Origin of the sequence: Actinopolymorpha singaporensis, from assembly GCF_900104745.1 — a bacterium.
In the GTDB taxonomy this organism is placed as follows: Bacteria; Actinomycetota; Actinomycetes; order Propionibacteriales; family Actinopolymorphaceae; genus Actinopolymorpha; species Actinopolymorpha singaporensis.
Window position 1 is genome coordinate 3,669,901 of the sequence record NZ_LT629732.1, and the last position, 26,412, is coordinate 3,696,312.

Annotated in this window: 26 protein-coding genes and 1 pseudogene; 19 read left to right on the plus strand and 8 right to left on the minus strand. The window is 65.9% G+C overall.

Annotated features, from left to right (window positions below; genetic code table 11):
• From BLU27_RS16650 to BLU27_RS16660, 3 genes are all read right to left on the minus strand, one after another.
• A complete protein-coding gene (locus BLU27_RS16650) occupies positions 1–798 on the minus strand; it encodes an IclR family transcriptional regulator (protein WP_092654608.1) in 798 nt (265 codons plus the stop codon).
• A 101-nt stretch (positions 799–899) separates the two neighbouring features.
• Complete coding sequence (locus BLU27_RS16655; protein ID WP_092654609.1) at positions 900–1,619, minus strand: phytanoyl-CoA dioxygenase family protein; 720 nt, start codon at positions 1,617–1,619, stop codon at positions 900–902.
• A gap of 1 nt (position 1,620) precedes the next feature.
• Positions 1,621–2,895, minus strand: coding sequence for an NAD(P)/FAD-dependent oxidoreductase (locus tag BLU27_RS16660; protein WP_092654610.1), 1,275 nt, complete (start codon positions 2,893–2,895; stop codon positions 1,621–1,623).
• Positions 2,896–3,415: 520 nt separating this feature from the next.
• On the opposite strand from BLU27_RS16660, the gene BLU27_RS16665 reads away from it, so the two are divergent.
• From BLU27_RS16665 to BLU27_RS16710, 12 genes and pseudogenes are all read left to right on the plus strand, one after another.
• Entirely contained in the window at positions 3,416–4,246 is an 831-nt protein-coding gene (locus BLU27_RS16665) for a carbohydrate ABC transporter permease (protein ID WP_157728589.1), read from the plus strand.
• A 106-nt stretch (positions 4,247–4,352) separates the two neighbouring features.
• Positions 4,353–5,144 (plus strand): carbohydrate ABC transporter permease, encoded by a 792-nt coding sequence (locus BLU27_RS16670; protein WP_157728590.1) that lies wholly within the window; start codon positions 4,353–4,355, stop codon positions 5,142–5,144.
• Between the two features lie 20 nt (positions 5,145–5,164).
• On the plus strand, positions 5,165–6,559 hold the full coding sequence (locus BLU27_RS16675; protein ID WP_092654613.1) for an ABC transporter substrate-binding protein: 1,395 nt from the start codon (positions 5,165–5,167) through the stop codon (positions 6,557–6,559).
• 96 nt (positions 6,560–6,655) lie between these two features.
• On the plus strand, positions 6,656–7,495 hold the full coding sequence (locus BLU27_RS16680; RefSeq protein ID WP_241827473.1) for a helix-turn-helix domain-containing protein: 840 nt from the start codon (positions 6,656–6,658) through the stop codon (positions 7,493–7,495).
• A 66-nt stretch (positions 7,496–7,561) separates the two neighbouring features.
• Positions 7,562–8,143 carry a dihydrofolate reductase family protein gene (locus BLU27_RS16685; RefSeq protein WP_092654614.1) on the plus strand — a complete coding sequence of 194 codons (582 nt, stop codon included), beginning with the start codon at positions 7,562–7,564 and terminating at the stop codon, positions 8,141–8,143.
• A gap of 132 nt (positions 8,144–8,275) precedes the next feature.
• Positions 8,276–8,506, plus strand: a pseudogene (locus tag BLU27_RS31275) (hypothetical protein); the annotation flags it as partial.
• Between the two features lie 112 nt (positions 8,507–8,618).
• Entirely contained in the window at positions 8,619–8,786 is a 168-nt protein-coding gene (locus BLU27_RS29130; RefSeq protein ID WP_157728591.1) for a hypothetical protein, read from the plus strand.
• Entirely contained in the window at positions 8,783–9,160 is a 378-nt protein-coding gene (locus tag BLU27_RS16690) for a DUF2255 family protein (RefSeq protein ID WP_092654615.1), read from the plus strand. Before BLU27_RS29130 ends, BLU27_RS16690 begins: the two co-directional genes overlap by 4 nt.
• 112 nt (positions 9,161–9,272) lie before the next feature.
• Positions 9,273–9,680 carry a (R)-mandelonitrile lyase gene (locus BLU27_RS16695; protein WP_092654616.1) on the plus strand — a complete coding sequence of 136 codons (408 nt, stop codon included), beginning with the start codon at positions 9,273–9,275 and terminating at the stop codon, positions 9,678–9,680.
• A gap of 73 nt (positions 9,681–9,753) precedes the next feature.
• Positions 9,754–10,608 carry an aldo/keto reductase gene (locus tag BLU27_RS16700; protein ID WP_092654617.1) on the plus strand — a complete coding sequence of 285 codons (855 nt, stop codon included), beginning with the start codon at positions 9,754–9,756 and terminating at the stop codon, positions 10,606–10,608.
• Positions 10,609–10,773: 165 nt separating this feature from the next.
• Positions 10,774–11,661, plus strand: a complete 888-nt coding sequence (locus BLU27_RS16705; RefSeq protein WP_157728592.1) for a prenyltransferase — start codon at positions 10,774–10,776, stop codon at positions 11,659–11,661.
• 659 nt (positions 11,662–12,320) lie between these two features.
• Entirely contained in the window at positions 12,321–13,241 is a 921-nt protein-coding gene (locus BLU27_RS16710) for an NADP-dependent oxidoreductase (protein ID WP_172804973.1), read from the plus strand.
• Here the strand turns inward: BLU27_RS16710 and BLU27_RS16715 are convergent.
• Positions 13,219–14,220 carry an SDR family NAD(P)-dependent oxidoreductase gene (locus tag BLU27_RS16715; RefSeq protein ID WP_422386046.1) on the minus strand — a complete coding sequence of 334 codons (1,002 nt, stop codon included), beginning with the start codon at positions 14,218–14,220 and terminating at the stop codon, positions 13,219–13,221. The two genes, BLU27_RS16710 and BLU27_RS16715, sit on opposite strands and share 23 nt — an antisense overlap.
• Positions 14,221–14,631: 411 nt before the next feature.
• Here BLU27_RS16715 and BLU27_RS16720 point away from each other — a divergent pair, with 411 nt between their 5' ends.
• The 3 genes from BLU27_RS16720 (at position 14,632) to BLU27_RS16735 (ending at position 17,942) form a co-directional block, all read left to right on the plus strand.
• Positions 14,632–15,585, plus strand: a complete 954-nt coding sequence (locus tag BLU27_RS16720) for a DUF5996 family protein (protein ID WP_092654619.1) — start codon at positions 14,632–14,634, stop codon at positions 15,583–15,585.
• A 507-nt stretch (positions 15,586–16,092) separates the two neighbouring features.
• Entirely contained in the window at positions 16,093–16,905 is an 813-nt protein-coding gene (locus tag BLU27_RS16730; protein ID WP_092654621.1) for an MIP/aquaporin family protein, read from the plus strand.
• A gap of 407 nt (positions 16,906–17,312) precedes the next feature.
• Complete coding sequence (locus BLU27_RS16735) at positions 17,313–17,942, plus strand: HD domain-containing protein (protein WP_092654622.1); 630 nt, start codon at positions 17,313–17,315, stop codon at positions 17,940–17,942.
• 197 nt (positions 17,943–18,139) lie between these two features.
• Here BLU27_RS16735 and BLU27_RS16740 read toward each other — a convergent pair whose 3' ends face one another.
• Positions 18,140–18,868, minus strand: coding sequence for an alpha/beta fold hydrolase (locus tag BLU27_RS16740; protein WP_092654623.1), 729 nt, complete (start codon positions 18,866–18,868; stop codon positions 18,140–18,142).
• A gap of 630 nt (positions 18,869–19,498) precedes the next feature.
• Between BLU27_RS16740 and BLU27_RS16745 the strand changes: the two genes are divergently transcribed.
• The 4 genes from BLU27_RS16745 (at position 19,499) to BLU27_RS16760 (ending at position 24,025) form a co-directional block, all read left to right on the plus strand.
• Entirely contained in the window at positions 19,499–20,620 is a 1,122-nt protein-coding gene (locus BLU27_RS16745; RefSeq protein WP_172804974.1) for a GAF domain-containing sensor histidine kinase, read from the plus strand.
• 836 nt (positions 20,621–21,456) lie between these two features.
• Entirely contained in the window at positions 21,457–21,921 is a 465-nt protein-coding gene (locus BLU27_RS16750; RefSeq protein ID WP_092654625.1) for a cupin domain-containing protein, read from the plus strand.
• 113 nt (positions 21,922–22,034) lie between these two features.
• Complete coding sequence (locus BLU27_RS16755; RefSeq protein ID WP_092654626.1) at positions 22,035–23,375, plus strand: dihydrolipoyl dehydrogenase family protein; 1,341 nt, start codon at positions 22,035–22,037, stop codon at positions 23,373–23,375.
• Between the two features lie 263 nt (positions 23,376–23,638).
• Positions 23,639–24,025 (plus strand): cupin domain-containing protein, encoded by a 387-nt coding sequence (locus BLU27_RS16760; RefSeq protein WP_092654627.1) that lies wholly within the window; start codon positions 23,639–23,641, stop codon positions 24,023–24,025.
• 152 nt (positions 24,026–24,177) lie between these two features.
• Here the strand turns inward: BLU27_RS16760 and BLU27_RS16765 are convergent, their stop codons facing one another.
• Genes BLU27_RS16765 through BLU27_RS16775 form a run of 3 tightly spaced genes read right to left on the minus strand, consistent with a single transcriptional unit; the run spans position 24,178 to position 26,409 of the window.
• On the minus strand, positions 24,178–24,405 hold the full coding sequence (locus BLU27_RS16765; protein ID WP_092654628.1) for a hypothetical protein: 228 nt from the start codon (positions 24,403–24,405) through the stop codon (positions 24,178–24,180).
• Between the two features lies 1 nt (position 24,406).
• Entirely contained in the window at positions 24,407–25,399 is a 993-nt protein-coding gene (locus BLU27_RS16770; RefSeq protein ID WP_092654629.1) for an ABC transporter ATP-binding protein, read from the minus strand.
• Positions 25,396–26,409, minus strand: coding sequence for an ABC transporter ATP-binding protein (locus BLU27_RS16775; RefSeq protein ID WP_092654630.1), 1,014 nt, complete (start codon positions 26,407–26,409; stop codon positions 25,396–25,398). The genes BLU27_RS16770 and BLU27_RS16775 overlap by 4 nt, the downstream gene beginning before the upstream one ends.
• Positions 26,410–26,412 lie beyond the last annotated feature (3 nt).

The window sequence follows — 26,412 nt, forward strand, 5'->3', positions numbered from 1 at the left end:
TCACCTCGTCTCGTGTCGTGCTGGCTGGTAGTCGAGAAGGGCTTCCAGGAGCTGAGCCTGAGCTTGGAGGGCCAGGCCGGTCTCATGAACCCGGTGGTGGGGGAGACGGTAGCTGGGTGCGCTGACACTGATCGCATAGCGCGCTGTTCCGCTCGCATCACGTATGGGTACGGCCACGCAACGAAGTCCTTCGACCGATTCCTCGTCATCGACCGCATAGCCGCGTTCGCGGATTTTCGCGAGTTCGCGGTGGAGGTCGTCGAGCCCGATCAGGGTGCGGTGAGTGAGTTCTGCCAACTCGTGTTCGAGCAGGATCCTCTCGGCGTCGGCCGCCGCCAGGGTACTGAGAATGGCCTTGCCGAGTCCCGAAGCGTGCCAGTTGTCCGTGTCTCCGATACTGGCGCCCTTCCGGATCTGCTGTGAGCTCTCCAGAGCGTGGACGATGACCAGGTCGTCGCCGGCCTTCGCGCCGAGATTCACCGTCTCGTCCAGTTCCTGGACCAGCCGGGCCATGACTGCTGTGGCGGCGCCCATGAAGTCGCGCGTCCCGATCGCGGCGCGCCCGAGCATGAACATCCGAAGCCCGATGCGGTACTGACGACTCACCGGGTCACGCTCGAGGAGCCCGTGAGAAACGAGGCTCCCGAGATAGCGGAACGTGGTCGCATCACTCAGACCCGCCTCCGACGCGACCCGGGACAGCGGCGCCGGCCCAGCAGCCAGGACCTCGATCAGTCGGACGACCCGGTCGACACCCTGAAGCCCGCGATCCTCGCGAGAGTCCGCAACTTTTGCCACTGATGCCTCCTCTGCTTCTACTCAGCGAAAGGAATTTCGGGCCCAGGCTACGGATGAGCACGGAACACCAGCGGCGGTGGGTGCCTTCGGAGCTAGGTGGTCTACCGGTCGGTGACCTTCGCGTCACCCCGGACGTACGTGAGTGCGAGGCCTCGCCGACGATGCGGGGTGGTGTTGGGCGCGCTGCCGTGGACGGTGCAGCTGTGGTGGAAACTCACGCCTCCAGGGGGCAGGACCACTGGAACGGCAGAGGTGAGGTCGACGCCCAGTACGTGCAGCAGGTGGTCACCTCCAGGCTCGTGGGGTAGGACGCCACCCTTGTGGGACCCAGGCACCATCCGCACGCAGCCGTTGTCCTCTGTGACGTTGTCTATCGCCACCCAGCAGGTGACGATCGCGGGTGGGTCGATCCATGGTTCGACGTTGGTCCAGTAGCCGCTGTCCTGGTGCCACGAGACGTGCGACCCATGGAAGGCAGGCTTCATCAGCACCTGGTCCTGTAGGTAGTGAACGTCCTCGGTCTGCATCAGTTGCCGTGTCACGTCCAGGATCTGCGGGTGCTGCGCGATCGACGCGATAACGTCGTCGGCCTGCGCCGCCATCATCAACTGCCAGACCTTGTCGCGACGGGACACACCCTCCAGGGTCGCCGCCGCCGTTTCCATTCGGACGGAGACCTTGGCCGCATCGCCTTCGGCCGACGCCAGGGCGTCGATCCGATCGCCCACAGTCGTGACCTCCTCCGGGGAAAGAAGAGGCCCATAGACGAGGAAGCCATCCTCGCGGAATCGTTCGCACTGCTCTGGTGTCAGCGTTGGCATCTCAGTCCTCCGGTGATGCTGCGGGAACTGCCCGTTCAAGGTCCGGGACTTCGGGTCTGTCGTGGAACGCGATGAGCTCTCCACGCTCGAACCTCCCGGCGTCGAGTGGAGTGATGTCGATTCGTTCGGGGCGTCCGAGTACGTCCGAGAGGTCGATGTCGCCTCGCCCCTCGACCATGAGTGCACGGATGGTGCGGGCCACACCCGCGTGGCAGGTGATGCCGTGGCCGTTCATGCCCACGGCGTGCCAAAGGTTCCGGACCACTCCGTCGCGGGAGACGATGGGAAAGCCGTCCTCTGTGGTCCCGTACACACAACACCAGCCGTTCAGGAACTCGCTCTTCGGCAGATGCCAGTAGCGGCGGTAGACGTCGGCGACATCCGCGGGGTAATCGTCGTCGTTCACCCTGTTGGCGTTGTCAGGGTCGACGGTGAAGCCGGGCTTGGTCATGTGGTGGTGCTGGCCGAACAGGAACGTTCCACCCTCTTCTCCGCGGCACCACACTCCTTCACCTCTGACCTGCTCGGGTACTCCGGTCAGCGGTCCGCTCTCTATGCCGTCATCGAAGGCGGTTGCCACGCAGACCTGGATACGTTGGGGCGTCAACGCGAGCTTCCGCCCAGCCAGAGCCGCCACCTTCGCGCCCCAAGGCCCGCCGGCGTTGAGAACTTCTCCCACATTCCATGCACCGCGGCGGGTCACCACCGTAGCTATCCGATCTCCGTCCGTTCGCAACTGGAGTACCGGTGTGCCATGTAGGACCTCGACCCGGCCCGTGTCGACAGCAAGTCGCTCGTAGAGATTGACGAGGCGGTAGGGATTGACAAAGCCGTGATTCGGATAGACGGCACCGCCGAGCACCCGGTCCGGTTTGATCCAAGGGAAGCGGCGAAGCAACTCGTCCCGGTCGAGGACCTCGCGGTGGTACAGGCTGTCGGGCCTGTCTGGGCCGAACCTGGTCGCGAAGGGATCCTGCAGAGGAGGAAAAGTGTTGCCCTCGTAATAGACCGCCAAGGATCCCCAGGGATGGAAGCCGATGTCGTAGCGACGTCTGAGCTCCCGGACCCGCGCGTCGCCCAGGAGTGTGTAGGCCGCGTAGATGTCGTGGAAGTCGCACAGACACAGGACACCCGCAGACCCTCCCGTGGTGCCGGACGCGGGTACCGACTTGTCGAAGACGACGATCCGCGCCGAGGTCGCCTGGGCGAGCTCGTAGGCGGCCGACAGACCGATGACGCCGCCTCCGATGACCGCGATGTCGGCGTTGGCAGTCATCGCCGTCTCCTTTCCACTCAGTGGAGAGCTGTCTTGCTGAGTGGTTGCATCAAACTCTCGCCTATGGGAGTCGTCAAGATCGGGGACCCGTTTCGGCGACCCTGAATGGCGAGCCGGCGGCGATGTCGCCTCCGGCGGAACCCCTGCATCTTGCTGCGGCGGGCTCTTGCTGACCCCGGGACGTCGCTGTACGCAGTCGTCGCATGGAGCCTCGGCGCGGGGTGGCAGCAGCCCCTCGCAAGAGGCGTCGCCCTGGCTCTTGCCAGCGCTGCGTACCGGGACTACCTTGAGGCCCACTTTCACCGGTTAAAAGTCATCTCCGGTAATCAGAGTTTGGGCGATGCGCCAAGGAGTGGCCATGGGTCCAAGGAGCGGCATGGGAACTGACAACCGGACCAGCCGTCGTCTCAGTCGGCGCCCACGACGCCATGCCACCGCCCGACGGAACCTGCGGAACGGGTTGCTCTTCATCTCTCCGTGGCTCGTCGGCCTGGTCGTGTTACAGGCATACCCCTTCTTCATGACGGCGTACTACGCCTTCACCGACTTCGACGGACTGAACTTTCCGCCACACTGGATTGGTACACAGAACTTCAGCACGCTCTTCAGAGCCGACCCACAGTTCTGGCCGTCGGTGACGAACACCCTGTGGTGGGTCCTCACCAGCGTGCCGACGTCAATCGTCGTGGGCGTGCTCCTGGCTCTGCTGCTCAACCGTCGAGTCCGAGGACTCGGAATCTTCCGGACCGTCTTCTACCTTCCGGCGATGGTTCCCTTCGTCGGAGGATCGGTTCTGTTTCTCTGGCTGTTCAACCCGGCCGGTGGCGCCGTCAACAGCATCTTGGGCGGGCTCGGCTTGGGGAGCCCGGGCTGGTTCTCGGATCCGGGCTGGGCCAAACCGACACTTCTCCTCCTGCAACTCTGGCAGGTGGGACCCTCGATGATCATCTTCCTGGCCGGCCTTCAGGACATTCCAGCCGAGCTTTACGAGGCTGCATCGATCGACGGCGCCAGCGCCTTCCGGAAGTTCTGCTACATCACTCTTCCCCTACTGACGCCCGCGATCTTCTTCAACCTCGTGCTCGGCACCATCTGGGCCTTCAGCTACTTCACCCAGGCCCTCGTAGTCTCGGCCGCGCCCTCCAGCCTCGGCGGCGCCCACGCCCCGGGTGGGCCGGCAGACTCCACCCTCTTCTACTCGCTGTACCTCTACACCCAGATCTTCCAGAATTTCCGCCTCGGCTACGGGGCGGCCATGAGCCTGCTTCTCACCCTGGTCGTGATCATCCTCGCGGCGGTTCTGTTCCGAACCGGAAGGCGGTGGGTTTTCTACTATGATCACCAGGCCTGACGACGCGAGCACTCTGGCGACCGTTCCTCAGCAACCACTCCCGCCGGCGCCGGCCCCGGGGAGGCGGCCCGGAGCGCTCATCCGGGCCGGAACGTACGCACTTCTGGTGGCCGCCGCCGTGCCGTTCCTGTTCCCTGTCTACTGGCTCGCCACCGGCATCTTCAAGCCAAGCAGCACGCTCCTGCAGACACCCCCCGTATGGTGGCCGCCCGCTTGGACCCTGGCCAACTTCCGATCCCTCGCCGGCTACACCGATGTCAACCTGGGCGATTACACGCTCAACACCCTCTACATCAGTGGCTTCAGCGTCGTAGCCACCCTGGTCTCTTCGTCGCTGGTCGCGTACGGGTTCTCCCGCATCAGGTTCACCGGAAGGAATGTGCTCTTCGGCATACTCATCGCGACGATGATCCTCCCGACGTGGGCCACGCTCATTCCGCAGTACGTCCTGTTCAAGTGGCTCGGATGGCTCGGAACCTTCAGGCCCCTGACCTGGCCCTACCTTTTCGGCGACCCGTTCACCATCTTCCTCCTCCGCCAGTTCATGCTGGGAATTCCGTCGGAGCTGACGGAGGCGGCAAAGATCGACGGCGCCAACGAGTTCACGATCTACCTGCGCATCATGCTGCCACTGCTGAAGCCGGCGCTCACCGTAGGTGCGATCTTCGTGTTCATCAACACGTACAACGACTTCTTCGGGCCGCTGATCTACCTGACCGACTCGGGAAGGTACACGCTGTCGCTGGCGGTCTTTCAGTTCGTTCAACTTAGGGGAGCGCCGGACATCGGTGCGATTGTCGCCTTCACCGCTCTGGTGACGACTCCCTTGGTGGTCCTGTTCTTCTTTGCGCAGCGCATGCTCCTCGCCGGAATCAAGTTGTCCGGCCTCAGGGGCTGAGCAGAAAGAAGGTCCGTCCCATGCGCCGGTTGCACATCCTTCTCCTCGCCGGGCTTCTCGCACTCCTCTCCTTGCTTGCCAACTGTGCTCCGTCACAGCAGGCAAAGAGTGAGAGCAATGACCTGACAGCGATGACCAACGCGAGTATCTTCGCCGGGCTGACACCGGCCTCCCTCAAGGAGAAAAGCACTATCTCCTCGTGGTATCGCATTTACCACCCTCTCTGGCAGAAGAAGTTCCCGAAGCTGAAGATAAAGGAGGTCAAGGTCGCCGACGACAATGCTGAGGTCACCAAGACTCTGCTCGCGGTCAACGCGGGCAACCCGCCCGACCTGATCGGCGTCCACGGGCAACTTCCGCAACTCGTCAAGCGCGGTGCCGTCGAAAACCTCGACAAGTACTACGAAGCTGCAGGTATCAAGCCCGACTATTTCCTCAAGCCGCTCGCGGACTATGTGCGCTACGACGGCCATTGGTATGGTCTTCCGGGCGCGAGCAACCCAACCACCGGTACGATTCTTTACGTCCCGAAGGTCGTTCAGGCGGCTGGTGTGGACCCGAACCACATGCCCAGGACCTGGGACGAGCTGTGGACAGCGACGAAGAAGGTAACCAAGTTCGACGCGAAGGGGAACGTCCAACGCATCGGCCTTCCTGTGGACACGGGGCTGACCTGGGTCAATCTGTACTGCGGTCGGCAGGTTACCTACGACCAGGCGACAAACAAGTTTCACGCTGACGACCCGTGCGTGAAGGACTACTTCCGATTCAACAAGCGCCTGGTCGACTTCTACGGCGGAATCCAGAAGTACACGAAGTTCATCAGCGGCGATCAGACGGTATGGAACTGCTCGCCGAAAGCCTACATTCCCACCGGGAAGGTTCTGTTCAGCCTCGACGCCTACTGGTCGGGTGCGCAGATGGATACCTGCTACGACGTCGTGTGGAAGCTGGCGGCGCCACCGACTCCGCACGGAAAGGCCAGTGAGTGGGCGGCTCTGGCCCCGGTGGCATGGGTGCTTGCGATCCCCCGTGGAGCTGACAACCCGCAGCTTGCCTTCGACTTCGTGAAGTACACCGTGTGGGAGCACGGCGATCTGCTTGGTCCGACAACGAACGGCTACGTCCGGCCGGAGCAGGCACAAGCCTGGGGCGACAAGCTCATCGAGACACAGGCGCAGATCCGCAACAAGAACGGCTACGAGGGCAACCCGATGGCAGACGCGATGAAGCTCGTGACCAAGGGCGCCGAGCTCGGCCGTGCGATCTACCCCAAAGACGCAGCAGCACCCTACTTCTCGGAGCAGATGGCGCGAGCTTGGGAGCAGGTGGCATACAACAGGTCTACTGTCGATGATGCTCTGGATCGGGCGCAGAAGCTGATCGAGGCCAACCAGAAGCAGAACGGGTCGTGACCCTCGTCCGGGATCGACGCCGGCTCGATGCTGGCGGCAGCGCGGCTGGACCATCCCGGCGCGCGATGCCGGCCGGGCGTCGGCGATGCTGTGGGCGTGGAGTACGTGTCCAGAGTGCCGCGACCGCCGCTGGACGGGCTGATCGACGACCTTTACTACCTGGAGGGTGCGTCGCCCTACGCCCGGCTGACGCTGCCGCCGATGCCGGCGGCGTTGCTCATCGTCAACCTTGGGGCACCGTTTCTCATCCGCGCCGGCACCGACATCGAGACGGCCGAGTACGCCGACGGCTGCGTGGTCACCACGCCCACCCGCGCGTTGGAGTTCGGCTACCCACTCCGGACCCGGTCCGTCGGCGTGCACTTCAAGCCGTGGGGGCTGGCGCCGTTCCTGCCGATGCCCGCGGCCGAGCGGTGTGACCGGCCGGTGACGGTGGAGCAGGTTTGGGGCCGGCCCGCCATTGCTGAGCTGCGAGACCAGCTGGCCGCGGCGGACGGACCCCACGAGATGCTGACGCTGCTCGAGGAGGAGTTGATGCGGCGGCTGTGCCAGACCCCCGGCTTGGGGCTGGTCCGCCAAGCGAGCGGCGTCATCGCGGCGACCGGCGGGGCGGTGGCGATCGGCGACCTGGGTGTGGCAGCCGGCGTCAGCAGCACTCATCTGGCACAGCGGTTCAAGGAACTCATCGGCGTCACCCCGAAGCGGCTGGCCCGCACCCACCGGTTCGCCGCCACCGTGTTCGCGATCAACCCCGCCGGACCGATCGACTGGGGCGACCTCGCCGGCAGGGCGGGCTACTTCGACCAGGCTCATTTCGGCCACGAGTTCCGGGCGTTCACCGGGCTCACGCCGACCCGGTACATCGAAATCCGGCGGCGGTTCCTGCGCGAACATCCCGGCCACGTAATGGACAGCTGGCCGCTGCCGGCCGATTGATTTCCTACAAGAGCGACGGCTCAGGACACGCTAATTTGGGGCATCCCCCAAGCAGAGGAGCGCCCCGTGGGCCAGGTGGTCATGTACAGCTCGGTGTCGGTCGACGGCTTCGTCGCGGACGAGAACGACCAGCCCGGACCGCTGTTCGACTGGTTGTCCAGCGGTGACGTGCCGTTGGACGAGAGCGGCGTGCTGAAGGTGTCGCAGACGTCCTACGACTACACCCGGCCGTACTGGGACCAGATCGGGGCGACAATCGTCGGCCGCCACGTCTTCGACATCACGGACGGCTGGGACGGGAAGCCTCCGGGCGGGATCGACCACGTGGTCGTCGTGACGCACCGGCCGGAACCCGAGGGCTGGGACCCCGAGGCGCCGTTTCACTTCGTCGACGGCGTCGAGGCAGCCGTGGCCAAGGCGCAGGAGCTTGCGGGTGACCGCATGGTCGAGGTCGCCGCTGGCGACGTCGGTGGCCAGGTGCTTGCCGCGGGCCTGGTCGACGAGGTGCGCATGGACGTCGTACCCGTCGTGTTCGGGTCCGGCAAGCGCTACTTCGGGTCGGTCGACGCGCAGCACCTCTTGGAGGATCCTGACGTGGTGATTCAGGGCAACCGGGTGCTTCACCTGCGCTTTCGGGTGCGCCGTTGACCGACTGAGCGGGTGCAGCCCGAACGTAGCGTTGGTTGGGCTATGGGGATAGAAGTCCAACCTCCCTCGAAACCCACCGCCGGGTTAGCGTCGGCGTCATGGGACAGGACACCGGCAGCCCAGCCGATCGCCATGCGGACATTCGGGACTTTCTCGCCGGTCGACCCGTTCACTCCACGGGTCGTGCAGCGACTCGGCGCCAAGACAGTGATCGTCGCGGGCCTTGTCTCCATGGCGCTGGGGCTCGCCGTGATCGCGTTGACGTCGACCACGACGCCCTTACCAGCCCTCGCGGCACTGATGGTCCTGGTCGGAGTGAGCGGCCCGCTGGTCATGCCCCCGGCCACGGCCATCCTGCTCGACAGCGTCCCGCCCCCCGGGGCGGTGTGGCGTCAGGGGTTTCAACACCAGCCGCCAGGTCGGCGGTGCCCTCGCGGTCGCCGTCTTCGGCGCACTCCTGGCTCAAGGAGCGTTCATGTCCGGGCTACGCGCCAGCCTCCTGACCGCCGCAGTTGTTGCGCTGCTCACCGCCGCTGCCGCGACCGTCCTGCGACCTGTCCGCCACCACACCGACAAAGACACCCCGCCGGCCGCACTGACCGCCGCACAGGCCGGCATGTCAAGGGAAGGAGCAGCCGCATGAGCGACTGGCCCGACGAACAGCTCGACCACATCGGCGCATCCGACGAGCTCGATATCACCACCCGCCGCGGGGACGGCTCCCTCCGCCCCTGGGTGCCGATCTGGGTCGTCCGCGTCGGCGACGACCTCTACGTCCGCTCCTACGGCGGTATTGACGGCGCCTGGTTCCGGCACGCCACCGCCAGCGGCACGGCCCGCATCCGAGCTGGGGGCCTCGAACGCGACGTCATCCTCGCGGAGCCGGCTGAAGCATCGGTGCATGAACAGATCGATAGCGGCTACCAAGGTAAGTACGGCCGCTACGGCGGCAGCCCCGTCACCCAGATGACCAGCCTGGCCGCGACCGCCACCACCGTTCGGCTGAACCCGGCATGACCACACCTGCGCGCACAGGGTCGCTTCCTGCCGGCTGCCCGGCAGAGGGGATGGCCTTCCACAACGGCCGCTTGCCGTCGCCGACCCATACCGACACGCAACAGGAGGCACCATGAAGTTCACCCGGAGCGGCGGCCAAACCGCCACCGGCCCCGCCGACTGGTTCACCGGCACCGTCTACATCGACAGCATCCGCAGCCCCGACGACCAGTCGGCTGTCGGCTGCGCGCACGTCAGGTTCACGCCCGGTGCCCGCACCGCCTGGCACCACCACCCCAAGGGCCAGACGCTCTACGTCACCGACGGCATCGGCTACGTCGCCCGCCGCGGCGCCGACGGCGCCTCCGAGGTCGAGGAGATCCGTCCCGGCGATGTCGTCTACATCGAGCCGAGCGAGGAGCACTGGCACGGCGCCACCCCCGACCGGTTCATGGCCCACGTCGCCATCCAGGAAGCCGACGAGTCCGGCGAAGTCGTGACCTGGCTCGACCACGTAACCGACGCCGAGTACGGCGCCTGAACAACGCCACCCAGGCGTGCTCGGTAGCGCTACGCAATCCCGCAGAGCTCATAACCGAAGGAAGAACAGATCCATGATCTTGAGCGAGACGTACACGCTGTCCAACGCGGTGACCATCCCGAAGCTGGGGCTGGGGACGTGGTTCATCGACGACGACAAGGCAGCACAGGCTGTCAGAGAGGCCGTGGCGGCCGGGTACCGCAACATCGACACCGCCCAGGCCTACGGCAACGAGCGCGGGGTGGGGGAGGGCGTCCGTACCAGCGGTATCCCGCGCGGTGAGCTGTTCTTGTCTACGAAGCTGGCGGCCGAGGTCAAGAACTACGACGACGCCGCCGCCGCGATCGACGGGTCGCTCGCCACGCTCGGACTCGACTACATCGATCTGATGCTGATCCACAGCCCGCAGCCCTGGGACGACTTCCGCGGTGGGGACTACGCCGAGGGCAACCGCGAGGCGTGGCGCGCGCTCGAGGACGCCTACAAGACAGGAAAGCTGCGATCCATCGGCGTCTCCAACTTCGAGCAGCGAGACCTGGAGAACATCCTCGGGACCTGCACGGTGGCGCCTCACGTGAACCAGCTGCTCGTGCACGTGGGGAACACCCCGGCCGAGCTCATCGCCTACTGCGAAAGCAAGAGCATCCTCGTCCAGGCCTACTCACCGATCGCCCATGGCGAGATCCTCAAGAACGCAGAGGTCGCCGCCATCGCGAAGCGCTACTCGGTGACCGTCCCACAGCTGTGCATCCGCTACACCATTCAACTCGGCACCGTGTCGCTGCCGAAGACGGCCAACCCTGACCACATGCGCGACAACGCCAAGGTCGACTTCGTCATCTCGGACGAGGACATGGACATCCTGCGCAGCCTGCGGTTCCAGGACTACGGCGACCACAGCGCATTCCCCGTCTTCAGCGGCAAATAGCGCAGGTCACTTTCCCACCACGGCCAGCCCGTAGTAGGAGTCCCTCCAAGGGATGACAGACTCCCTCTTCTCGGGGAGGCAAGCAGGCGCGGCACGCTGAAGAGTCGACGCATGCACTCATCTCGTCAGGTCGTCCAGACCCTGCCACGACCCGCCGGTGAACTCATGGTCACCGGCGCGCGGCCGGGCGGTTTTCGGACGCTGGTCGAGCTGACCCGTCCGTGGTTCTGGCCGGTGTCGATGGTGCCGGTGGTCATGGGCATGCTCTTCGCATACAAGGCCCCGGGTGAACCCGCGGCCGACCTCCAGCCCGGGCGATATGTGGCGGCGCTGATCGCTGCTGGGCCGCTGCTGTGGTCCTCAGTTCTGGCTGTAAATGACGCCTTCGACTTCGAGACTGATCGCCTCAACGAACGGCGTCGGCACTCACCACATGTGCGGGGCCAGCTCCAGAGGCGACAACTCCTTGGGTTCGCGGCCTTGGCCGGAGGCGCAGCATGTCTCTTCGCGGCGTGGAGCGGTGGGTTGATCTTTACGGCGGGAATGGCCGGGGTTCTGGTCCTCGGCTGGATCTACAGCGCACCGCCGGTTCGGCTGAAGGGCCGCCCGGTCTGGGACGTGGGATGCAATGCACTCGCGTTGGGCGTGCTCGGTCCGATGGGCGGATGGGCCCTGACGCGGTCGGTGGGGGAGTACCCGGTCTCGCTTGCGATCACAGGGCTTTTCGCCGGCGCTGCTCTGTATCTGCCGACCCTGGCCATCGATGTCGATGCCGACCGCGCAGCCGGTATTCGAACAACGGCAGTGAGATTCGGCCTGACCGTTGTGGGGGTTCTCGGGATCCTCAGCTGGACGGTGGCCGTGCTGCTCACTGTGCATCTGACCACGCGCGGACAGGTACTGCCACGGCAGCTCCTCCCGACACAGCTCACCCTCTCCTCCCTGCTGTGGCTGGCGTACGTGTTCCTCAGCCGCAGACCAACGATCCGCCGACTGGCCATCCTCTCCGCCGCGCTGGGGGTCGCGTTCGTCTTCTTGTGGATCCCTGCGTAGAACGCAGGTGCTTCTGGCAGGTCAGAGCGGGTACGCCCGGGGGCTTCGAAACTCCGCTTCGCGCGGCCGCCGCGTCGCGGGGGAGGGGCTACGTGGCGATGCTCGCTCTGGTCCGCAGGTAGATCGATCCCGAGGGACGCCGTGGCGGTCCAGGGAATCAGCGAGGCAAGGATCGACGTCTTGGCATCGCAGGACCAGAGGCCCACATTTAGGCCACCGGTCGTCAATTCGTAGCCCGGCGGCCGCAGCATCGGTTTTTCGGTGCATGACAGTGTGACTGCAACCAGGCGGCCTCATGTCCGTCTTCGACAGCCTCCGTACTGCGGGAGAAAACAGGACGTCCGGGGAGATCGGGGCGAACACCAGCACCTGGGCGCGGATCCTCGGAGCGGTCGAGGTGGATCGTACATTCGGCCCTACCGCCGACTGCCATGATCCCCTCCTGCCTTCGTGGCTGTAGGGCCACCGTGGTGGTTGTTGAGGTGTCTCGCCGTCGGGACTGCACCAGTCAGGTGCTCGGGAGACCATCGGTGGGGTTGGAGGGGCACCAACTCATCGGACGGCTGTACTGCGTTGTGGGTTCAGCCGATGACGAACCGCGATGAGTCGTGTGTAAGAACGGATGCGTGCTCGGGCGTCCTTCTCCAGAAGGGACATTCATGCGAGCCGTCATTGTCCGAGACCGCGAAGCCGGTCTCGCAGGGCTGTCGCTGACGGACATGCCTTACCCTCATGCGGCCGAGAATGACGTCATCGTGCGGGTGCACGCCGCGGGTTTCACCCGTGGAGAGCTGGACTGGCCGGCCACGTGGACCGATCGCGCGGGCCGGGATCGGACGCCGAGCGTGCCCGGGCACGAGTTGTCGGGTGTCGTCGAGGAACTGGGGTTCGGCACGACCGGTCTGAGTGTCGGCCAGCGGGTGTTCGGCTTGGCTGACTGGGCCCGCGACGGTTCGCTCGCCGAATATGTCGCGGTTGAGGCCCGCAATCTCGCGCCGCTGCCGGCGGACGTCGACCATACCCTGGCTGCCGCGTTGCCGATCTCGGGGCTTACCGCCTGGCAGGGCCTGTTCGACCACGGCCGCCTGGCGGCGGGTCAGACCGTGCTGATCAACGGCGCCGGGGGCGGGGTCGGTTCGATTGCGGTACAGCTTGCCCGCGAGGCGGGCGCCCGTGTTGTCGGAACTGGCCGGTCTGCCGACCGTGACCAGGTGCTTGCGTTGGGCGCCGACATGTTCCTGGACCTGCAGGCGGAGAAGCTGGAGGACGTCGGCGAGGTTGACGTTGTGTTCGATGTGATCGGCGGAGACATCCTCGAACGATCCGCCACGGTGGTACGGGCCGGGGGAACGCTTGTGAGCATCACCTTGCCGCCGAAGGGCCGGCCCAAGGACGGGCGCGCGGTCTTCTTCGTCGTCGAGCCCGACCGCGTGCGGCTGTCCGAGCTCGTCACACGGGTGAGGGAGGGCAGGCTCGTACCCCTTGTTGGCGCGGTCCGGCCGCTCGCCGAAACGTCCGCCGCGTTGGCCCCTGCCACGCGTACGCCGGGCAAGACGATTATCCGCGTCGCGGAAGACTGAACAGGTTGAACGCCCGGAGATGGCCCTGAGCCACAAGCAGGTCAAGGCCATCCTTGCGAGCACTGGTATAGGCGCTGGATCCAAGACCATCCGCACCAATCTCGCGAAGCGCTGCCAGCGCGCAGGTTCGACGTAGGACTGCCTCGCGGTGCCCCTCGCACCGAGACACCGTTTTCAGTGGTGAGCTCGGTGTCGCTGGCCGGTGACTTGCGTGCGAGTTCCGCGGGGTCAGATGATGCCGCCGTTGACGTATAACACCTGGCCGTTGACCCAGCGGCCCGGCCCGGCAAGGAACGCGACCGCCTCGGCGATGTCCTCCGGAGTACCCAGGCGTTCCAGCGGAGGCGCCTTGGCCAGGTTCTCGATGGTGGCCTGGTCCTTGCCCTTCAGGAAGAGACCGGTCGCGGTCGGCCCGGGCGCGACACACAGTGATGTCCCGGCCGCGCAACTCGCGGGCGAGGATCAGGGTGATCGCGTCCACCGCACCCTTGGAAGCCGCGTACGGCGCGTACCCAGGCATGGCGAGCTTCTTCACGCTGGTGGAGAAGTTGACGATCGCCCCGCCCGACCTGAGTCGGCGAGCGGCCTGCTGGTCGACCACGAACGTGCCGCGGATGTTCGTGCGGTGCATGCGGTCCAAGGCTGCCAGGTCGAATTCCGCGACCGGGCCGAGCAGCATGATCCCCGCGGTGTTGACGAGTACGTCGATGCCACCGAACGCCTCCTCCACCGCGTCGAACGCCGTCGCCATCGCCTCCTCGTCGGCCACGTCGCCGGTGACGGCCATCGCCTGACCGCGTCCTCGGGTGATGGCGTCAACGACCTCCTCCGCACGGGCGCGGTTGCCGACGTAGTGCACCGCGACGGCCATGCCGTCGGCAGCCAGCCGCTTCGAGACCGCCTGACCGATGCCGCCGGAGCCGCCGGTCACGAGGGCGACGCGAGTTGGCTGCTCCGGCGGTGTTCCCGGCTCGGTCATGGAGTTCCCGTTCCCCCGCCGGCCGCGTTCATGCCGGGGGAACGGAATCCCCGCGCGTCGGGCGGTCGTAAACCGAGCCGTCGGTGTGAGCGAGCCGCCGGCCGGAACCGTCCCCGGGCGGCGGGCGACGATCTCCCGCCGTCACCGAGATCATCGGGTGTGCGGGTGTGCGGCCCCCCGGTCGAACACGATCGGTGCGGGGTGACAACACGGATCACCGTCCACCACAGAAGGCGAACGCCTTCTGGAGCTGACATCGGCCGCAGACGTTCGCTATCTGTGTGACCATGCCGAGCGGCCAGGCGTCGGCAAGGAGTAGCGGGCCACCTGTGAAGTAGTGGCAACACGACCGGGCCAGAACGGGACCCCTGGTCGAGGGCGTCGTGGATCGGTGCGGGTGACGCTTGACAGATGACAACACACGGGATTCGACCTACGCAGGAGTGGCCGCGGCTGTTGCTGTCGGGCTGGACCGCCACCCGGGACACACTGCACATGTGGACACAAGTCGTCGGCAAGATCCGCCTGGCGCACGCGCCGCTGGTCAACCACTGGTGGCAGGTGCCGCTGTATGTCAGTCCACGAGGCCTGACCACCTCGGCGATCCCCTACCTTGATCGTTTGTTCGACATGGAGTTCGACTTCCTGGACCAGCGACTGCGCATACGGGACAGCGCCGGAGGGAGCCGCCAGGTCAGTCTGGAACCCAAGTCGGTAGCCGACTTCCACGCCCAGACCCTGAACGCCCTTGACGAACTGGGCATCCGCACCACGATTCAGCCGCACCCAAACGAGGTGGAACCCGCGATCCCATTCGCCCAGGACACCCGCCACGCCTCCTACGACGGAGAGGCGGCCCGGTTGTTCTGGCGCCAGTTACTCCAGGTCGACCGAGTGCTGCACGAGTTCCGGTCGTACTTCACGGGGAAGGTGAGTCCGGTGCACTTCTTCTGGGGAAGCTTCGACCTTGCCTGTACCCGCTTTTCAGGGCGTCCGGCGCCGACATACCACGGCAGCGCGCCGAACATCGGCGACTGGGTGATGGCCGAGGCCTACTCACAGGAACTAAGCAGCTGTGGGTTCTGGCCCGGTGGAAGCGCCGAGGGCACCTTCTACTCATACGCCTATCCGGAGCCCGACGGCTTCACGCGGTCCCCGATCTTGCCGTCCGAGGCCTTCTACGGCAAAGAACTCGGGGAGTTCCTCCTTCCGTACGAGGTCGTGCGCCTGGCCGACGATCCCGACGCCACGCTCATGGACTTCCTGCAGACCACCTACGCAGCCGCCGCAGACCGCGGCAGCTGGAACCGAGCCGCGCTTGAGATCGATCCCTCGCGATGGGCCCGGTCGCGCGTCTCCTGGTAGAGCAGACACCTCGAGCACGAGGATGATCAGGCGCGGACGCCTCACGGCGTGCCAGGCACGACGGACAGGTCGCTCCAGGGGGGTAGCCGACCTGCGCCTCATCATCGACGGGCGCGACAGCGACGAGCTGGTGTTCGTCTCGCCGGAGGGCTCGCCGTTGCGGTGGCCAACTTTCATGCACCGGCCGGAGTCCTTGCGCGATCGGTGAAGGCCCATGACCCGAGACGGGTGCCCTGGCCGGAGCGGCGGTGGTCGTGTCCTGTGTCCGGTGTCGATCGCCATCCAAGGGCGTTGGTGGCCAGCACGCTTGGGGGATGCGTCGATTCAGAGTACGTAGGGTCGAGATCAGAGCGGAGGGAGGCCTGGACGATGGCAGGGAGCCGTGCTGATGGTTCAAAGCAGTCCTGGACCGGCGTGTTTGGCGTACCTACTGATCTCAGTCACGGCCGCGTTGTAGGGATCTCCGGTGGCTACGGCGCTGGGTGAACTCGACACCACGCCTGGCCAATGAGTTCCGCTGTTGATCAGATGCGGCCGGATCCCCCGCTCCCGGTAGTGAGTCATTTGTGGCGGCATAGCACGTACGAAGCGTTGCTGACCACGGCCTTGCTATTCGGCGTGGCGACCATTGTGCGATGGGTCATCGGTCCATCACCGGTCTCACGTGCGATCCCTGGTATTCACCTCGAGCTGCTGGTGGTCGGCTTCCTGGTGGGCCTCCTGATCTCCGGGCTGATCCTCAGCCCGCTGGGGAGGGCCTCCGGCGGACACATGAATCCTGCCATAACTCTGGCTATGTGGCGTTTTGGTGTCTTCCCGGGACGTGGGGTTGTGCCTTACTGGGTCGCTCAGCTGGCGGGATCTCTCCTGGGCGTGCTGCTGGCGCGTGTGGTTTGGGGTCGCTCCCTCGCCAGGCGTCCGGTGGCCTACTCCGTCCTGAGTCCGGCGCCAGGGTGGTCCAGCGCCTCGGTCTTCGTGGTCGAGGCCGCCTGCATGGCTGTGATCATCTTGCTGGTCGGGATCTTCCTGTCCGTACCTCGGCTGGCCCCGTGGGTGCCGTGGTTGGTCGGTGGGCTCATCGGCGCGGCCATCGTTGGTCTGGGCACTGTTACCGGCCCAGGCGTCAACCCCGCCCGTCAGTTCGGGCCGGCTGTCTTAGCAGGGCACTACGAATTCCTTGGTGCCTATTTGCTTGCGCCGTTGGTCGGTGCAGTCGTGGCCGCGTGGCTGTTCAATCACTTCCACCACCGCAAGGTGCCGACGCATCGGCTGTGCGGACCAGATCCGATCACCGATGCCGCGCACTCCGGTCCGACTTGATCCGCCTGAATCATGGTGAAAAGTGCTGATCTCCGCGCTCCCTGTGTCGTTGCCGCCGACCGTCGTACGGTGAATGGAGAGCCTGCAGACGGCGATCAATCGAGATGCAGGGTGGCTCATTCCACGGGCACGATGACGGCGTTACGCGCGCACACCCGAGGTGGCTCCGAGGTTCTGGTTTACGAGTCCGCGCCAACGCCATGCGCCGGGGAACGGCAGGAGGCTGATCACGATCAGCGCGGCGGCGATCACGTTCTCGGGGTTGTGGTCGAGGGTGGTGAGGGCGTCACCGCACTGCCGGCCGGTGACGAGGCGTACGAACTTGCCCCTTTCGAAGGCAGCACTGCCCTAACACGCAGGGAAGACGATCGCCAGCGCGACACAGGGGGTAGACGACAATGACAAGAATGACCCTCGACGATCTCATGGTGTCGTCGGAGACCGCGGTATCAGGCGCCGCATTGGAAATGGCAACCGCCTACTTCTCTTCCGCTATGCTCAACCACTCCTTACGCGTCTACGTGTGGGCAGCGGCCCACGGCACGTCGCAGAACATTCACTTCGACCCGGAACTGCTGTTCGTGGCGTCGCTGTTCCACGACATTGGCCTGGTGCCCGAGTTCGACAGCCACGCCGTCTCCTTCGAGGAGGCCGGCGGTCAGGTGGCGCGGGTGTTCGCGGCAGGCGCCGGATGGCCTGCGGAGCGCCGCGAACGTCTGCCGGAACTGATCAGCCGGCACGTACTAGGAGACAGCGTGGACCTGTCCATGGATCCCGAGGGGCACCTCCTGGCGCGAGCGGCCGGCGTGGAAATCACCGGCAGACACGCGGACGACTTCTCACCCGGGTTCAGAGCCGAGGTGCTGCAACGGTATCCCCGGCTCAGCTTCATCGAGGAGTTCCTGGCCCTCTCCCATGAGCAGGCACAGCGCAAACCGGACAGCCCGCCCGCAACCTGGATACGGACCAACCTCGACGCGAGGATGGCGGACAACCCGCTGGACGACTCCTCACTCCGGCCGCCGGCCGGAGACTGAGCCGGACCGATCAGCAAATATCGAACGTCGTGGCGGCGTCTACGGAATGTCGATCACACAGGCTGGCCCCGCGCGCCGAGGGCGAAGGCGTGGCCTCACTGGGGTGGCATGCGAGAGGTATCATGCATCTTGCTCGACCTCACAGATCGGATGGACACGCTGATGTTCAGCAGCTTCCCCGATCACCGGGGCTTTCGCTAGCTCGAGCTCGTGGCCTTCACAGCCTCGCGAACGAGATCGGCCACGGCCTTCGGCTGCGACAGGGGGACAGCGTGCGAGGCATCCACCTCGACGGTGAATGCGCCCGCCCGCTCGTATGCGAAACGCTGAGCTTGAGGATTGATCGAGTTGTCCCCTGTGGCCACGAGTGCCCAGGCCGGTTTCACCTTCCATGCGGCGGCCGATGCCGGCTCTGACCACGCGGACCGAACGAGTGGACGCTGCGAGACCGCCAGAACGTTGGCGATCTCGGGCGGCAGGTCTGGGGCGAAGATCGACGGGAACGCATCGGGCGAGATGGAGTCCTCGACTCCAGGCTCACTCGGGCCGGCCAGAGGGAAACGCATCGTCCGCAGATGGCGTGTGACGGGCGCAGCAGGATAACGACCCTGCAGGTCGTCGAGGCTCTCGCCTACGTCCAGGCAATGGGCCGCCACGTAGACGAGGCCCACGACGTTCTCGGCCATACCGGCCACAGTGATCACCGCACCGCCGTAGGAGTGGCCGACCAGTACGACAGGGCCCCCAAGCTGTCTGACGAAGGAGGCGGTGTAGTCCGCGTCGTAGGCCAGACCGCGCAGCGGGTTCGCAGGGGCCAGCACGGGGATCGCGTTGTTCTGCAACTCGGTGACAACGCTGGACCACATCGAGGTGTCGGCGAACGCGGCATGGACGAGGACTACGGTGGAAATCGCCTCATTGGACATGACGGTGCTCCTTCCAGTGACTACTTCCCTGCCCACACGCTGGCGACACGGGCGTCAGCGAACCCGTGCGACCGGATCTGCCACGCGGGCTGCCGGTGGGGCGGTGGACGTAGAGCGCCATCATGGCCGCCAAGATCCCAGGTAAGGCATTTAGGCCGTTTCGACACGACCCGCAGACCGATTGCTTACTGGCTGGGTAGACAGATAGGTGTCTATCCTGACCATCCCGACGCAACCCAGCCCTTGCTGTGCCGCATGTAGTGGCGCACCCGAAGAGTTCCAAGAGCGGTTACCCGTTCTGCGACCTTCGCGTTCGACGAAGCGGTCCTACACCGCAAATGGGCGTCTAACAGCAGGCTGGACAGTGCCGGCTGGAGATCCTCTCACTGAGAGAACGTGTTCCGGCCGGGGAAGAAGTCGGTCGTGAGCCTGTGACGATCGCGACGTTGCCGGGGGTTGCCCAGTGCATCAGAGGTGAGCAATGCTGAATCGCCGCATAGTAGTGATCAGTGACATTCGCTCGCGGAGGTTAACAGGTTGACCAGGTTGTTGCACAGTTCAGTAAAAATGCCAACATCTACATCTGGTGACGAAGCGCACCATCGCCGGGAGGCCTGGCTGCAGGCGACTGTGGAGATCACCTCGGCGATGCTGGCAGGCACCGGCACGGATGAGTTGTGGTCCCTCATCGCGAGCAGGGCTCGCGCGGCCTCAAACGCGGACGTGGCCCTCGTCATGTTGCCCACCGACGATCCGAACTGGCTGACAACCGTTGCCGCGGCCGGCGAGGGCGCCGACACGCTACTGGGCCAGCGGGTTCCTCTGAACGGTTCAATCACCGGACTGACCTTGACGGGCGAGCCACAGCTTTGGAAGGACTGGGCCGAACACACCGACCTCTATCCTCCGGCGCGCTCATGGGTGGCTCCCTTCGGTCCGGGCATGGGCGTGCCGATGGTGGACCCTGAGGGAGTCCGCCTGGGCGCGCTCGGTGTCGCCAAGCGACGGGGCCGGCCCAACTTCGACGACCTGGACGTGGCAATGCTCAGCTCGTTCGCCTCGCAGGCCGTCCTGGCAAAACAGCAGGAAGAACACCGTGCCCAGGCCGAAGGTTTGCGCCTGCTGGAAGAGCGCGACCGGATCGCCCGCGACATGCACGACCACGTCCTCCAGGAACTCTTCGCCGCCGGGATCAGGCTGCAAAGCATGGCCGCTGCTGCAGACGCCGAACCCCGTGCGCAGCTGCGGCAGCGACTGCTGGAGACGGTGGCCACGCTCGATGACGTCATCGGCCAGATCCGTATGACGATCTTCGGACTTCGACCCTCCCCGGTGCCGTACCAGCAGCCCGGTGATGGCGTGCGGCAACGAGTGCTGGACGTCGTTCGCGACGCCACCCCTTCACTGGGGTACGCGCCGTCGATCCACTTCAACGGCCCGATCGAACTGGTCGACGACGCCATTACCGGCGATCTCCTCGCGGTCGTCCGCGAAGCACTGTCCAACACCGCTCGGCACGCCCATGCCACCCAGGCCAGCGTCGACATCACCGTCAACGGCAGCGGGCTGACCGTCCGTGTCTGCGACAACGGCCGCGGCATCGGCGACACGACCCGACGCAGCGGCCTGCGCAACCTCCGTGTCCGCGCCGAACGCCACCACGGCACGTTCACCATCGACAGCCCCGGCGAGGGCGCCGACCTGACCTGGAACGTTCCTCTTCCTCCCGAACGGGCTGGCGACCCGGTTTGACGCCCCAAGCGCCCGCCTTGGTTGGCCTTGGACGGGATGGTGGCCTGATCTGGCGGCGGCGTAGGTAGGCCAGGTGGCCGGGCCCTGGGCTGACAGAGGGCTGTCTGGGGCGTCCTGACTTCCGTCGTTAGGCCCGCTTGCGGCTCTGGGTGGAGAACGACATGCTGATCTGCGAGATCCGCTGTGCGGGTCGACTTCTTGACCCGCTTGCCGGTCGCCGGTTGCCCCCACCCGGTCCCGCCCAGCGCCGTGGTCTCCTACTGGCAGGCGACCTCTGCTCCCTGGCCCAGATCGACGCCCACCAGCCGCCTGCACATCGGCGCCGACACCTGACCGACCGGCACATCGTGCGCACCGGCATCGTATGGGTGTGATCCCCTGGCCTGGCTGATGCGGACACGGAGTCGGCCACCTGAACGGTCTGCCAGACCCGCCACGCTATCCCGGCCAGCCACGAATGCGGCGACCGTCGCGACACACCAGACGACAGGAGGGACGTAAACCGCTCCGCGCGTCCTGGGGATCGCAAACCAGAGGACTGGGGATCGCAAACCAGAGGACTGCTCTGAGGCGGGCCGGCCAGGGCACGTCGTGGGCGGCCGAGGCGGTGTCTTCGAAGGTCAGGTGGAGTGCCAGAGGTGTTGGACCCGGTCCATGGATGGACGTTTGGCCCCACCACCGGCTGCCATGATCCCCTCCTGGCTTCGTGGCTCCGCGGCCAGCGTGGTGGGTAGTGCCATGTCGGTGTCGGGCGCCGAACGTATGGCCGCGGGCATGGTCTGCGGGCAGGGGCAGGAGCGCGGGGAACAGGAGCGCGGGGAAACAGGAGACCAGCCATGATCGGAATGAGGGTCGCCGCCGGCCTGCTGGCCGTCGTCACGATGACCGGAGTCGCGGCCTGCTCCACGTCGGACCAGCCCGCCAACGCGAAGATGTCGACTGCCGCCGTTGCATCCAAGCGGCCCACGGAAACCCTCAAGCCACTGCTCGAGCAGAACCTGCCGAATGTGAAGGGCAAGACATTCACCTCGGCGATCGTCGCCTTCCCGCCCAACGCACGTGCGAAGCCGCACCGGCATGGCGAGGCGTTCGTCTACGCCTACGTGCTCGAAGGCACCGTGCGCAGCGAACTCGCCGGCAAGCCCGTGAAGACCTACCGCGAAGGCGAGAACTGGGTAGAGCCGCCGGGCGCCCACCACGTCCTCACCGAGAACACCAGCCGGACCGAACCGGCCAAGCTCCTGGTCGTCTTCGTGTCCAACACCGGAGACAAGCTCAAGGTCGACGACCCGGGCTCGTAAGTGCGCAACGGACGGCATGAAGTCCACACGAGACCCACTGACTGACTGGGAGTTGCCAACGAGGGATGCGGCCCACGGACCCGGGGGAGGGAATCCAATGAGGGGAAGGCACGGTGAGTGAGCAGTTCGACGCGATCGTGGTCGGAATGGGGCCGGGCGGGGAGACCGTCGCGCAGACGTTGATGGACGCAGGCAGGCGTGTCGCGGTCGTGGAGAAGGAGCTCATCGGCGGCGAGTGTCCGTACTGGGCCTGCATGCCGTCCAAGACGCTGCTGCGGCCAGTGGAGGCCCGAGCGGAGACCTCCCGGGTGGCGGGCGTCTCCACACCTGCCCTCGACTGGACGATGATCCGGGACTATCGAGACGTCATCGTCGGCCATCTCGACGACAGCTCTCGGGTCGCGGCCTACCGCAACGACGGCGCCACGGTCGTCAAGGGAGAGGGAAAGCTTGCCGGTCCGGGAGAGCTCAGCGTGAACGGCGACCGGCTGCAGGCGAGGGACATCATCCTCAGCACCGGGTCTCGGCAGGCCTGGCCACGGATTGACGGACTGGAAGAGGTCCCGGTCTGGACCAACCGGGAAGCCACGAACCTGACCGACATTCCCGCCCGGGTACTTCTCATCGGCGGTAGCGCGGTCGGGATCGAGCTCGCGACCTTCCTATCTCGGATGGGTAGCTCGGTCACCATGCTCGAGCGTGGACCACGGCTGCTCATGCGGGAGGTTCCCGAACTGGGCGAACGTGCACTGTCTGCGCTCGGTGGGGTGGATGTCCGCCTCGACTGCAGAGCCCAGGTGGTCCGCCGCGATGGGACAGACACGGTGGCCGAGCTCGACGACGGCACGAGCGTGCGCGTCGATGTGATCGTACTCGCCAGCGGACGAATCCCGAACTCCGATCTCGACCTGAAGACCGTGGACGTGAGCACCGGCCCGCACGGTGAGGTACCGACCGACGACCACTGCCGGGTCACCGACGGACTATGGGCGGTCGGAGACCTGACCGGTGTCGCGATGTTCACCCACACCGCGATGTACCAGGGTCGTGTCGTCGCCGACAACCTCCTTGGTAGACCGCATACAGCGAACTACCTCGGCATTCCCCGAGTCGTCTTCTCCGAACCCGAGATCGCTGCTGTCGGTCTCACCGCGGACGCCGCCCGCCGGCAGGGCTTCGACGTCGCGACCTCCCAGGTTGAACTGCCCGAGGTGATCCATCGACCCGAGACGTACGAGACGAAGCCACGTGGCACTCTCGGCCTCGTCGCCGACCGCCGGCGGAGGACTCTCGTCGGCGTGTGGGCGATCGCTCCACAGGTCGGGGAGTGGATCCACACTGGCGCTCTGGCGATTCGTGCGCAACTTCCTGTTGACATCCTCGTTGATGGCATAGCCCAGTTCCCGACCTTCAACGAGGCCTACTACGCAGCTGCGAGTGCCCTGCGCCTGTAACGCCTGGAGCACGGGAAAGTACGTGCTGCCGGTGTCACCCGCTGCTCTCCGCACCGCGGGACGACCGGCCGACGCGCGAGGTGTTCGGCGAACGGGAGATCGGCAACGGCTCCGGAAACTGACCATGACACGGATGGAGACTCCACCATTGGTGCCCGACACGACCGGTCCCATCGCCGTCTATGGTCATCTGGCGACTGCTCGGCGGGCCGGTAGGGTTGTGAAGTACAGCTGAACGAGGTCCCTCGCAGGGGAGGGTTGCGATGTCCAGTTTGGAATCGAAGAGTTTCAGCACACCGGATGAGACCCGGAGGTTCGCCGACAAAGGGGCCGCTGAGATGGTGGTGCTCGCCGGTGACACCGTCTTCAAGGACCGGTTCGAGCCGGGATGGCGTTGGTCTGAGCACGTCCGTCCGCTCGCTGGAACCGATACCTGTCAGTCCCCGCACCTGTTGTATGTCGTTTCGGGGCGAATGCACTTCTTGATGGACGGTGGCACCGAAGGCGAAGTGGGCCCCAACGAGGTCGCACGGATCGAGCCAGGTCACGACGCCTGGGTGGTTGGGGATGACGCGTGCGTTCTCGTCGACTTCGGGGCCAGCGCTACGTATGCGCTGCCGGCTCAGAGAACAGCAGGCGCTAAAGCATAGACGCCCGTCTTACAGGGCCGTCCTTCCAGTCGGGCAAGGAGTTCCGTTCTTGCGCGCGTGTTGGTTGGAGGCGTCGTCGCCGATCGACCGTACGGTAGTCCTCCCATGCGAATGGGCGGCCCGGAAACCCATCAACACGCGTGGCTCGGCGGCTAGCGGCGTACGGGATCCTCTTCGGACGCCGACATGACATCACGTCGGCGGCTGCGTGCCCACCAAAGGTAACCGGCGCCGAGCGCGATGGTGCCCGCGCTGGTGAGGCAGGCCAGGTCGTCGACGACCTGGCCTGCCGGTGACAGGTCGCCCAGGCGGGCCACCAGGGCAAGCCCCAGCAGGATCACGCCGAGCCGGACGAGCAGGCGAGCTGCTTCCACTGCCATGTCAGTGCACCCCCAACAGGTGGTCGACGTCGGGGACCCGCTCGGGAAAGAAGCAGGCCGTTCGGTGCCCGTCGCTCACTTCGGTCAGAGGGGGCTGGCTGGCTCGGCAGCGAGCTTCGACGAAGGGGCAGCGATTCTGGAACACGCATCCGACCGGCGCGAGAGCGCTGTCGACGGATCCTTCGGCCGGCTCGCGTTGCCTGCGCCGGGCGAGGGCGGGATCGGGTACGGGGATCGCCTGCAGCAGCCGGAACGTGTAGGGGTGCCGAGGGTTATGGATGATCTGCTCGGCCGGACCCTCCTCGACCAGGACGCCGTAGAACATCACGACGATCCGGCCGGCCTGGGAGAAGTACCGCACCACGCCGAAGTCGTGGCTGATGAACAGGTAGGCGAGTTGGCGCTCCCGCTGGAACGACAGCAGAAGATCGAGGATCGCCAGCCGCATGGACACGTCGAGCATGCTGGTCGGCTCGTCGGCCACGACCAGCCGCGGACGCAGGCTCATCGCCCGGGCGATGGCAACACGCTGCCGCTGTCCGCCGGACAGTTGGTGCGGATAGCGGCAGAGGAACGCCTCGGTGGCGTCCAGGCCGACTTCGCGCAAGATGCGGACCAGCTCTTCCCGTACGGTAGATCGCCGGGCGAGCCGGTGGTGAAGAAGGGCAGGCCCGAGGGCATTTTCGATGGTGAGACCCGGGTTCAACGACGCGTAGGGATCCTGGTGTACGACCTGGACGGCGCGCCGGTAGGCCCGGAAATCCTTGCCCTTGAAGGATTTGACGTCGCGGTCTTCGAAGCGGACCTGTCCGCGCGAGGGCGTCTCCTCACCAATCACCAGTCGCCCGAGGGTGGTTTTTCCACACCCCGACTCACCGACCACCGCCAGCACGTCGTTGTGCTCCAGTGACAAGCTCACCTTGTCAAGGACGGGCCGGTCGCCGGCGGTGGTGGGGTACCAGTGGCTCACCGCATCGACGTCGAGCAGGCTCATCGGGTAGTCCCCTCGAGGAGGTTCTCGTTGACCACATGGCAGGCGACGGCGTGACCCGAGCGGTCCGCCACGAGTGGAGGCTCGGCCTCTCGGCAGATCGGCATCGCGAGGGGGCACCGCGGTGCGAACCTACATCCGCGGGGGAGTTCGGCGAGGTTGGGAACCTGCCCTGCGATCGGTCGTACGTCCAGGCCTCGCGCGAGCACGCTGGGAATCGCCGAGATCAGCGCACGGACGTAGGGGTGCCGGCGAGCGTCGGTGAAGATCTCGTCGACGGTCCCGGTCTCGACCAGCCGACCGGCGTACATCACCGCGACCCGGTCGGCGAGTTCGGCAACCACGGCCAGGTCGTGAGTGACGAACACGATGCTCAGGTCGAGCTCGGCGTGCAGGTTACGCAGTACGTCGAGGACCAGCCGCTGGTTGAGCACGTCGAGCGCCGTCGTCGGCTCGTCCAGGACCAGGAGGGAGGGATGCAGAAGCAGGGCGATCGCGATCGCCACCCGCTGTTTCATGCCGCCGGACAGTTGGTGCTCGTACGCCCGCCAGATCCGCTGGGTCGGCAGGCGCACCATGCCGAGAAGCTCCTCGAAGTGCGCGCGGCCGGCCGCCACCGACTCGAACACGCCTTCGTGTGCCTCGAGTAGATCCTCGACCTGGCGCCCGACGGTGGTGACCGGGTTGAACGAGTTCATCGCCGCCTGGAAGACGATGCTGACCTCGGCGGCTCTCAGGTGGTTCAACTGCGACCGGCTCATCGACGCGAGGTCGCGGCCGCGTACATCTACCCGCCCCGCGGTTATGCGACCCGGCGGCGGGATGACGCCCAGCATGGAGTAGGCGAGCGTGGACTTGCCACAGCCGGACTCCCCGACGATCGCGTAGATGTCACCGGACCGCACCTGCAGGCTGACGTCCTCGACTGCCCTGATGGCACCTGGCCCACTCCCGAAGGAGACGGTGAGGTCATTCACCGAGAGGACCGGCGTGTGCTGGTCTGAATCGTTCATCGG

Coding starts and splice junctions, on each gene's coding strand:
- BLU27_RS16655 (WP_092654609.1), bottom strand. CDS start 1,619: ATGCCAACGCTGACACCAGAGCAGTGCGAACGATTCCGCGAGGATGGC.
- BLU27_RS16660 (WP_092654610.1), bottom strand. CDS start 2,895: ATGACTGCCAACGCCGACATCGCGGTCATCGGAGGCGGCGTCATCGGT.
- BLU27_RS16665 (WP_157728589.1), top strand. CDS start 3,416: ATGACGGCGTACTACGCCTTCACCGACTTCGACGGACTGAACTTTCCG.
- BLU27_RS16675 (WP_092654613.1), top strand. CDS start 5,165: ATGCGCCGGTTGCACATCCTTCTCCTCGCCGGGCTTCTCGCACTCCTC.
- BLU27_RS29130 (WP_157728591.1), top strand. CDS start 8,619: ATGTCCGGGCTACGCGCCAGCCTCCTGACCGCCGCAGTTGTTGCGCTG.
- BLU27_RS16690 (WP_092654615.1), top strand. CDS start 8,783: ATGAGCGACTGGCCCGACGAACAGCTCGACCACATCGGCGCATCCGAC.
- BLU27_RS16695 (WP_092654616.1), top strand. CDS start 9,273: ATGAAGTTCACCCGGAGCGGCGGCCAAACCGCCACCGGCCCCGCCGAC.
- BLU27_RS16700 (WP_092654617.1), top strand. CDS start 9,754: ATGATCTTGAGCGAGACGTACACGCTGTCCAACGCGGTGACCATCCCG.
- BLU27_RS16705 (WP_157728592.1), top strand. CDS start 10,774: ATGGTCACCGGCGCGCGGCCGGGCGGTTTTCGGACGCTGGTCGAGCTG.
- BLU27_RS16710 (WP_172804973.1), top strand. CDS start 12,321: ATGCGAGCCGTCATTGTCCGAGACCGCGAAGCCGGTCTCGCAGGGCTG.
- BLU27_RS16715 (WP_422386046.1), bottom strand. CDS start 14,220: ATGACCGAGCCGGGAACACCGCCGGAGCAGCCAACTCGCGTCGCCCTC.
- BLU27_RS16720 (WP_092654619.1), top strand. CDS start 14,632: ATGACAACACACGGGATTCGACCTACGCAGGAGTGGCCGCGGCTGTTG.
- BLU27_RS16730 (WP_092654621.1), top strand. CDS start 16,093: ATGAGTTCCGCTGTTGATCAGATGCGGCCGGATCCCCCGCTCCCGGTA.
- BLU27_RS16735 (WP_092654622.1), top strand. CDS start 17,313: ATGACCCTCGACGATCTCATGGTGTCGTCGGAGACCGCGGTATCAGGC.
- BLU27_RS16740 (WP_092654623.1), bottom strand. CDS start 18,868: ATGTCCAATGAGGCGATTTCCACCGTAGTCCTCGTCCATGCCGCGTTC.
- BLU27_RS16750 (WP_092654625.1), top strand. CDS start 21,457: ATGATCGGAATGAGGGTCGCCGCCGGCCTGCTGGCCGTCGTCACGATG.
- BLU27_RS16760 (WP_092654627.1), top strand. CDS start 23,639: ATGTCCAGTTTGGAATCGAAGAGTTTCAGCACACCGGATGAGACCCGG.
- BLU27_RS16765 (WP_092654628.1), bottom strand. CDS start 24,405: ATGGCAGTGGAAGCAGCTCGCCTGCTCGTCCGGCTCGGCGTGATCCTG.
- BLU27_RS16770 (WP_092654629.1), bottom strand. CDS start 25,399: ATGAGCCTGCTCGACGTCGATGCGGTGAGCCACTGGTACCCCACCACC.
- BLU27_RS16775 (WP_092654630.1), bottom strand. CDS start 26,409: ATGAACGATTCAGACCAGCACACGCCGGTCCTCTCGGTGAATGACCTC.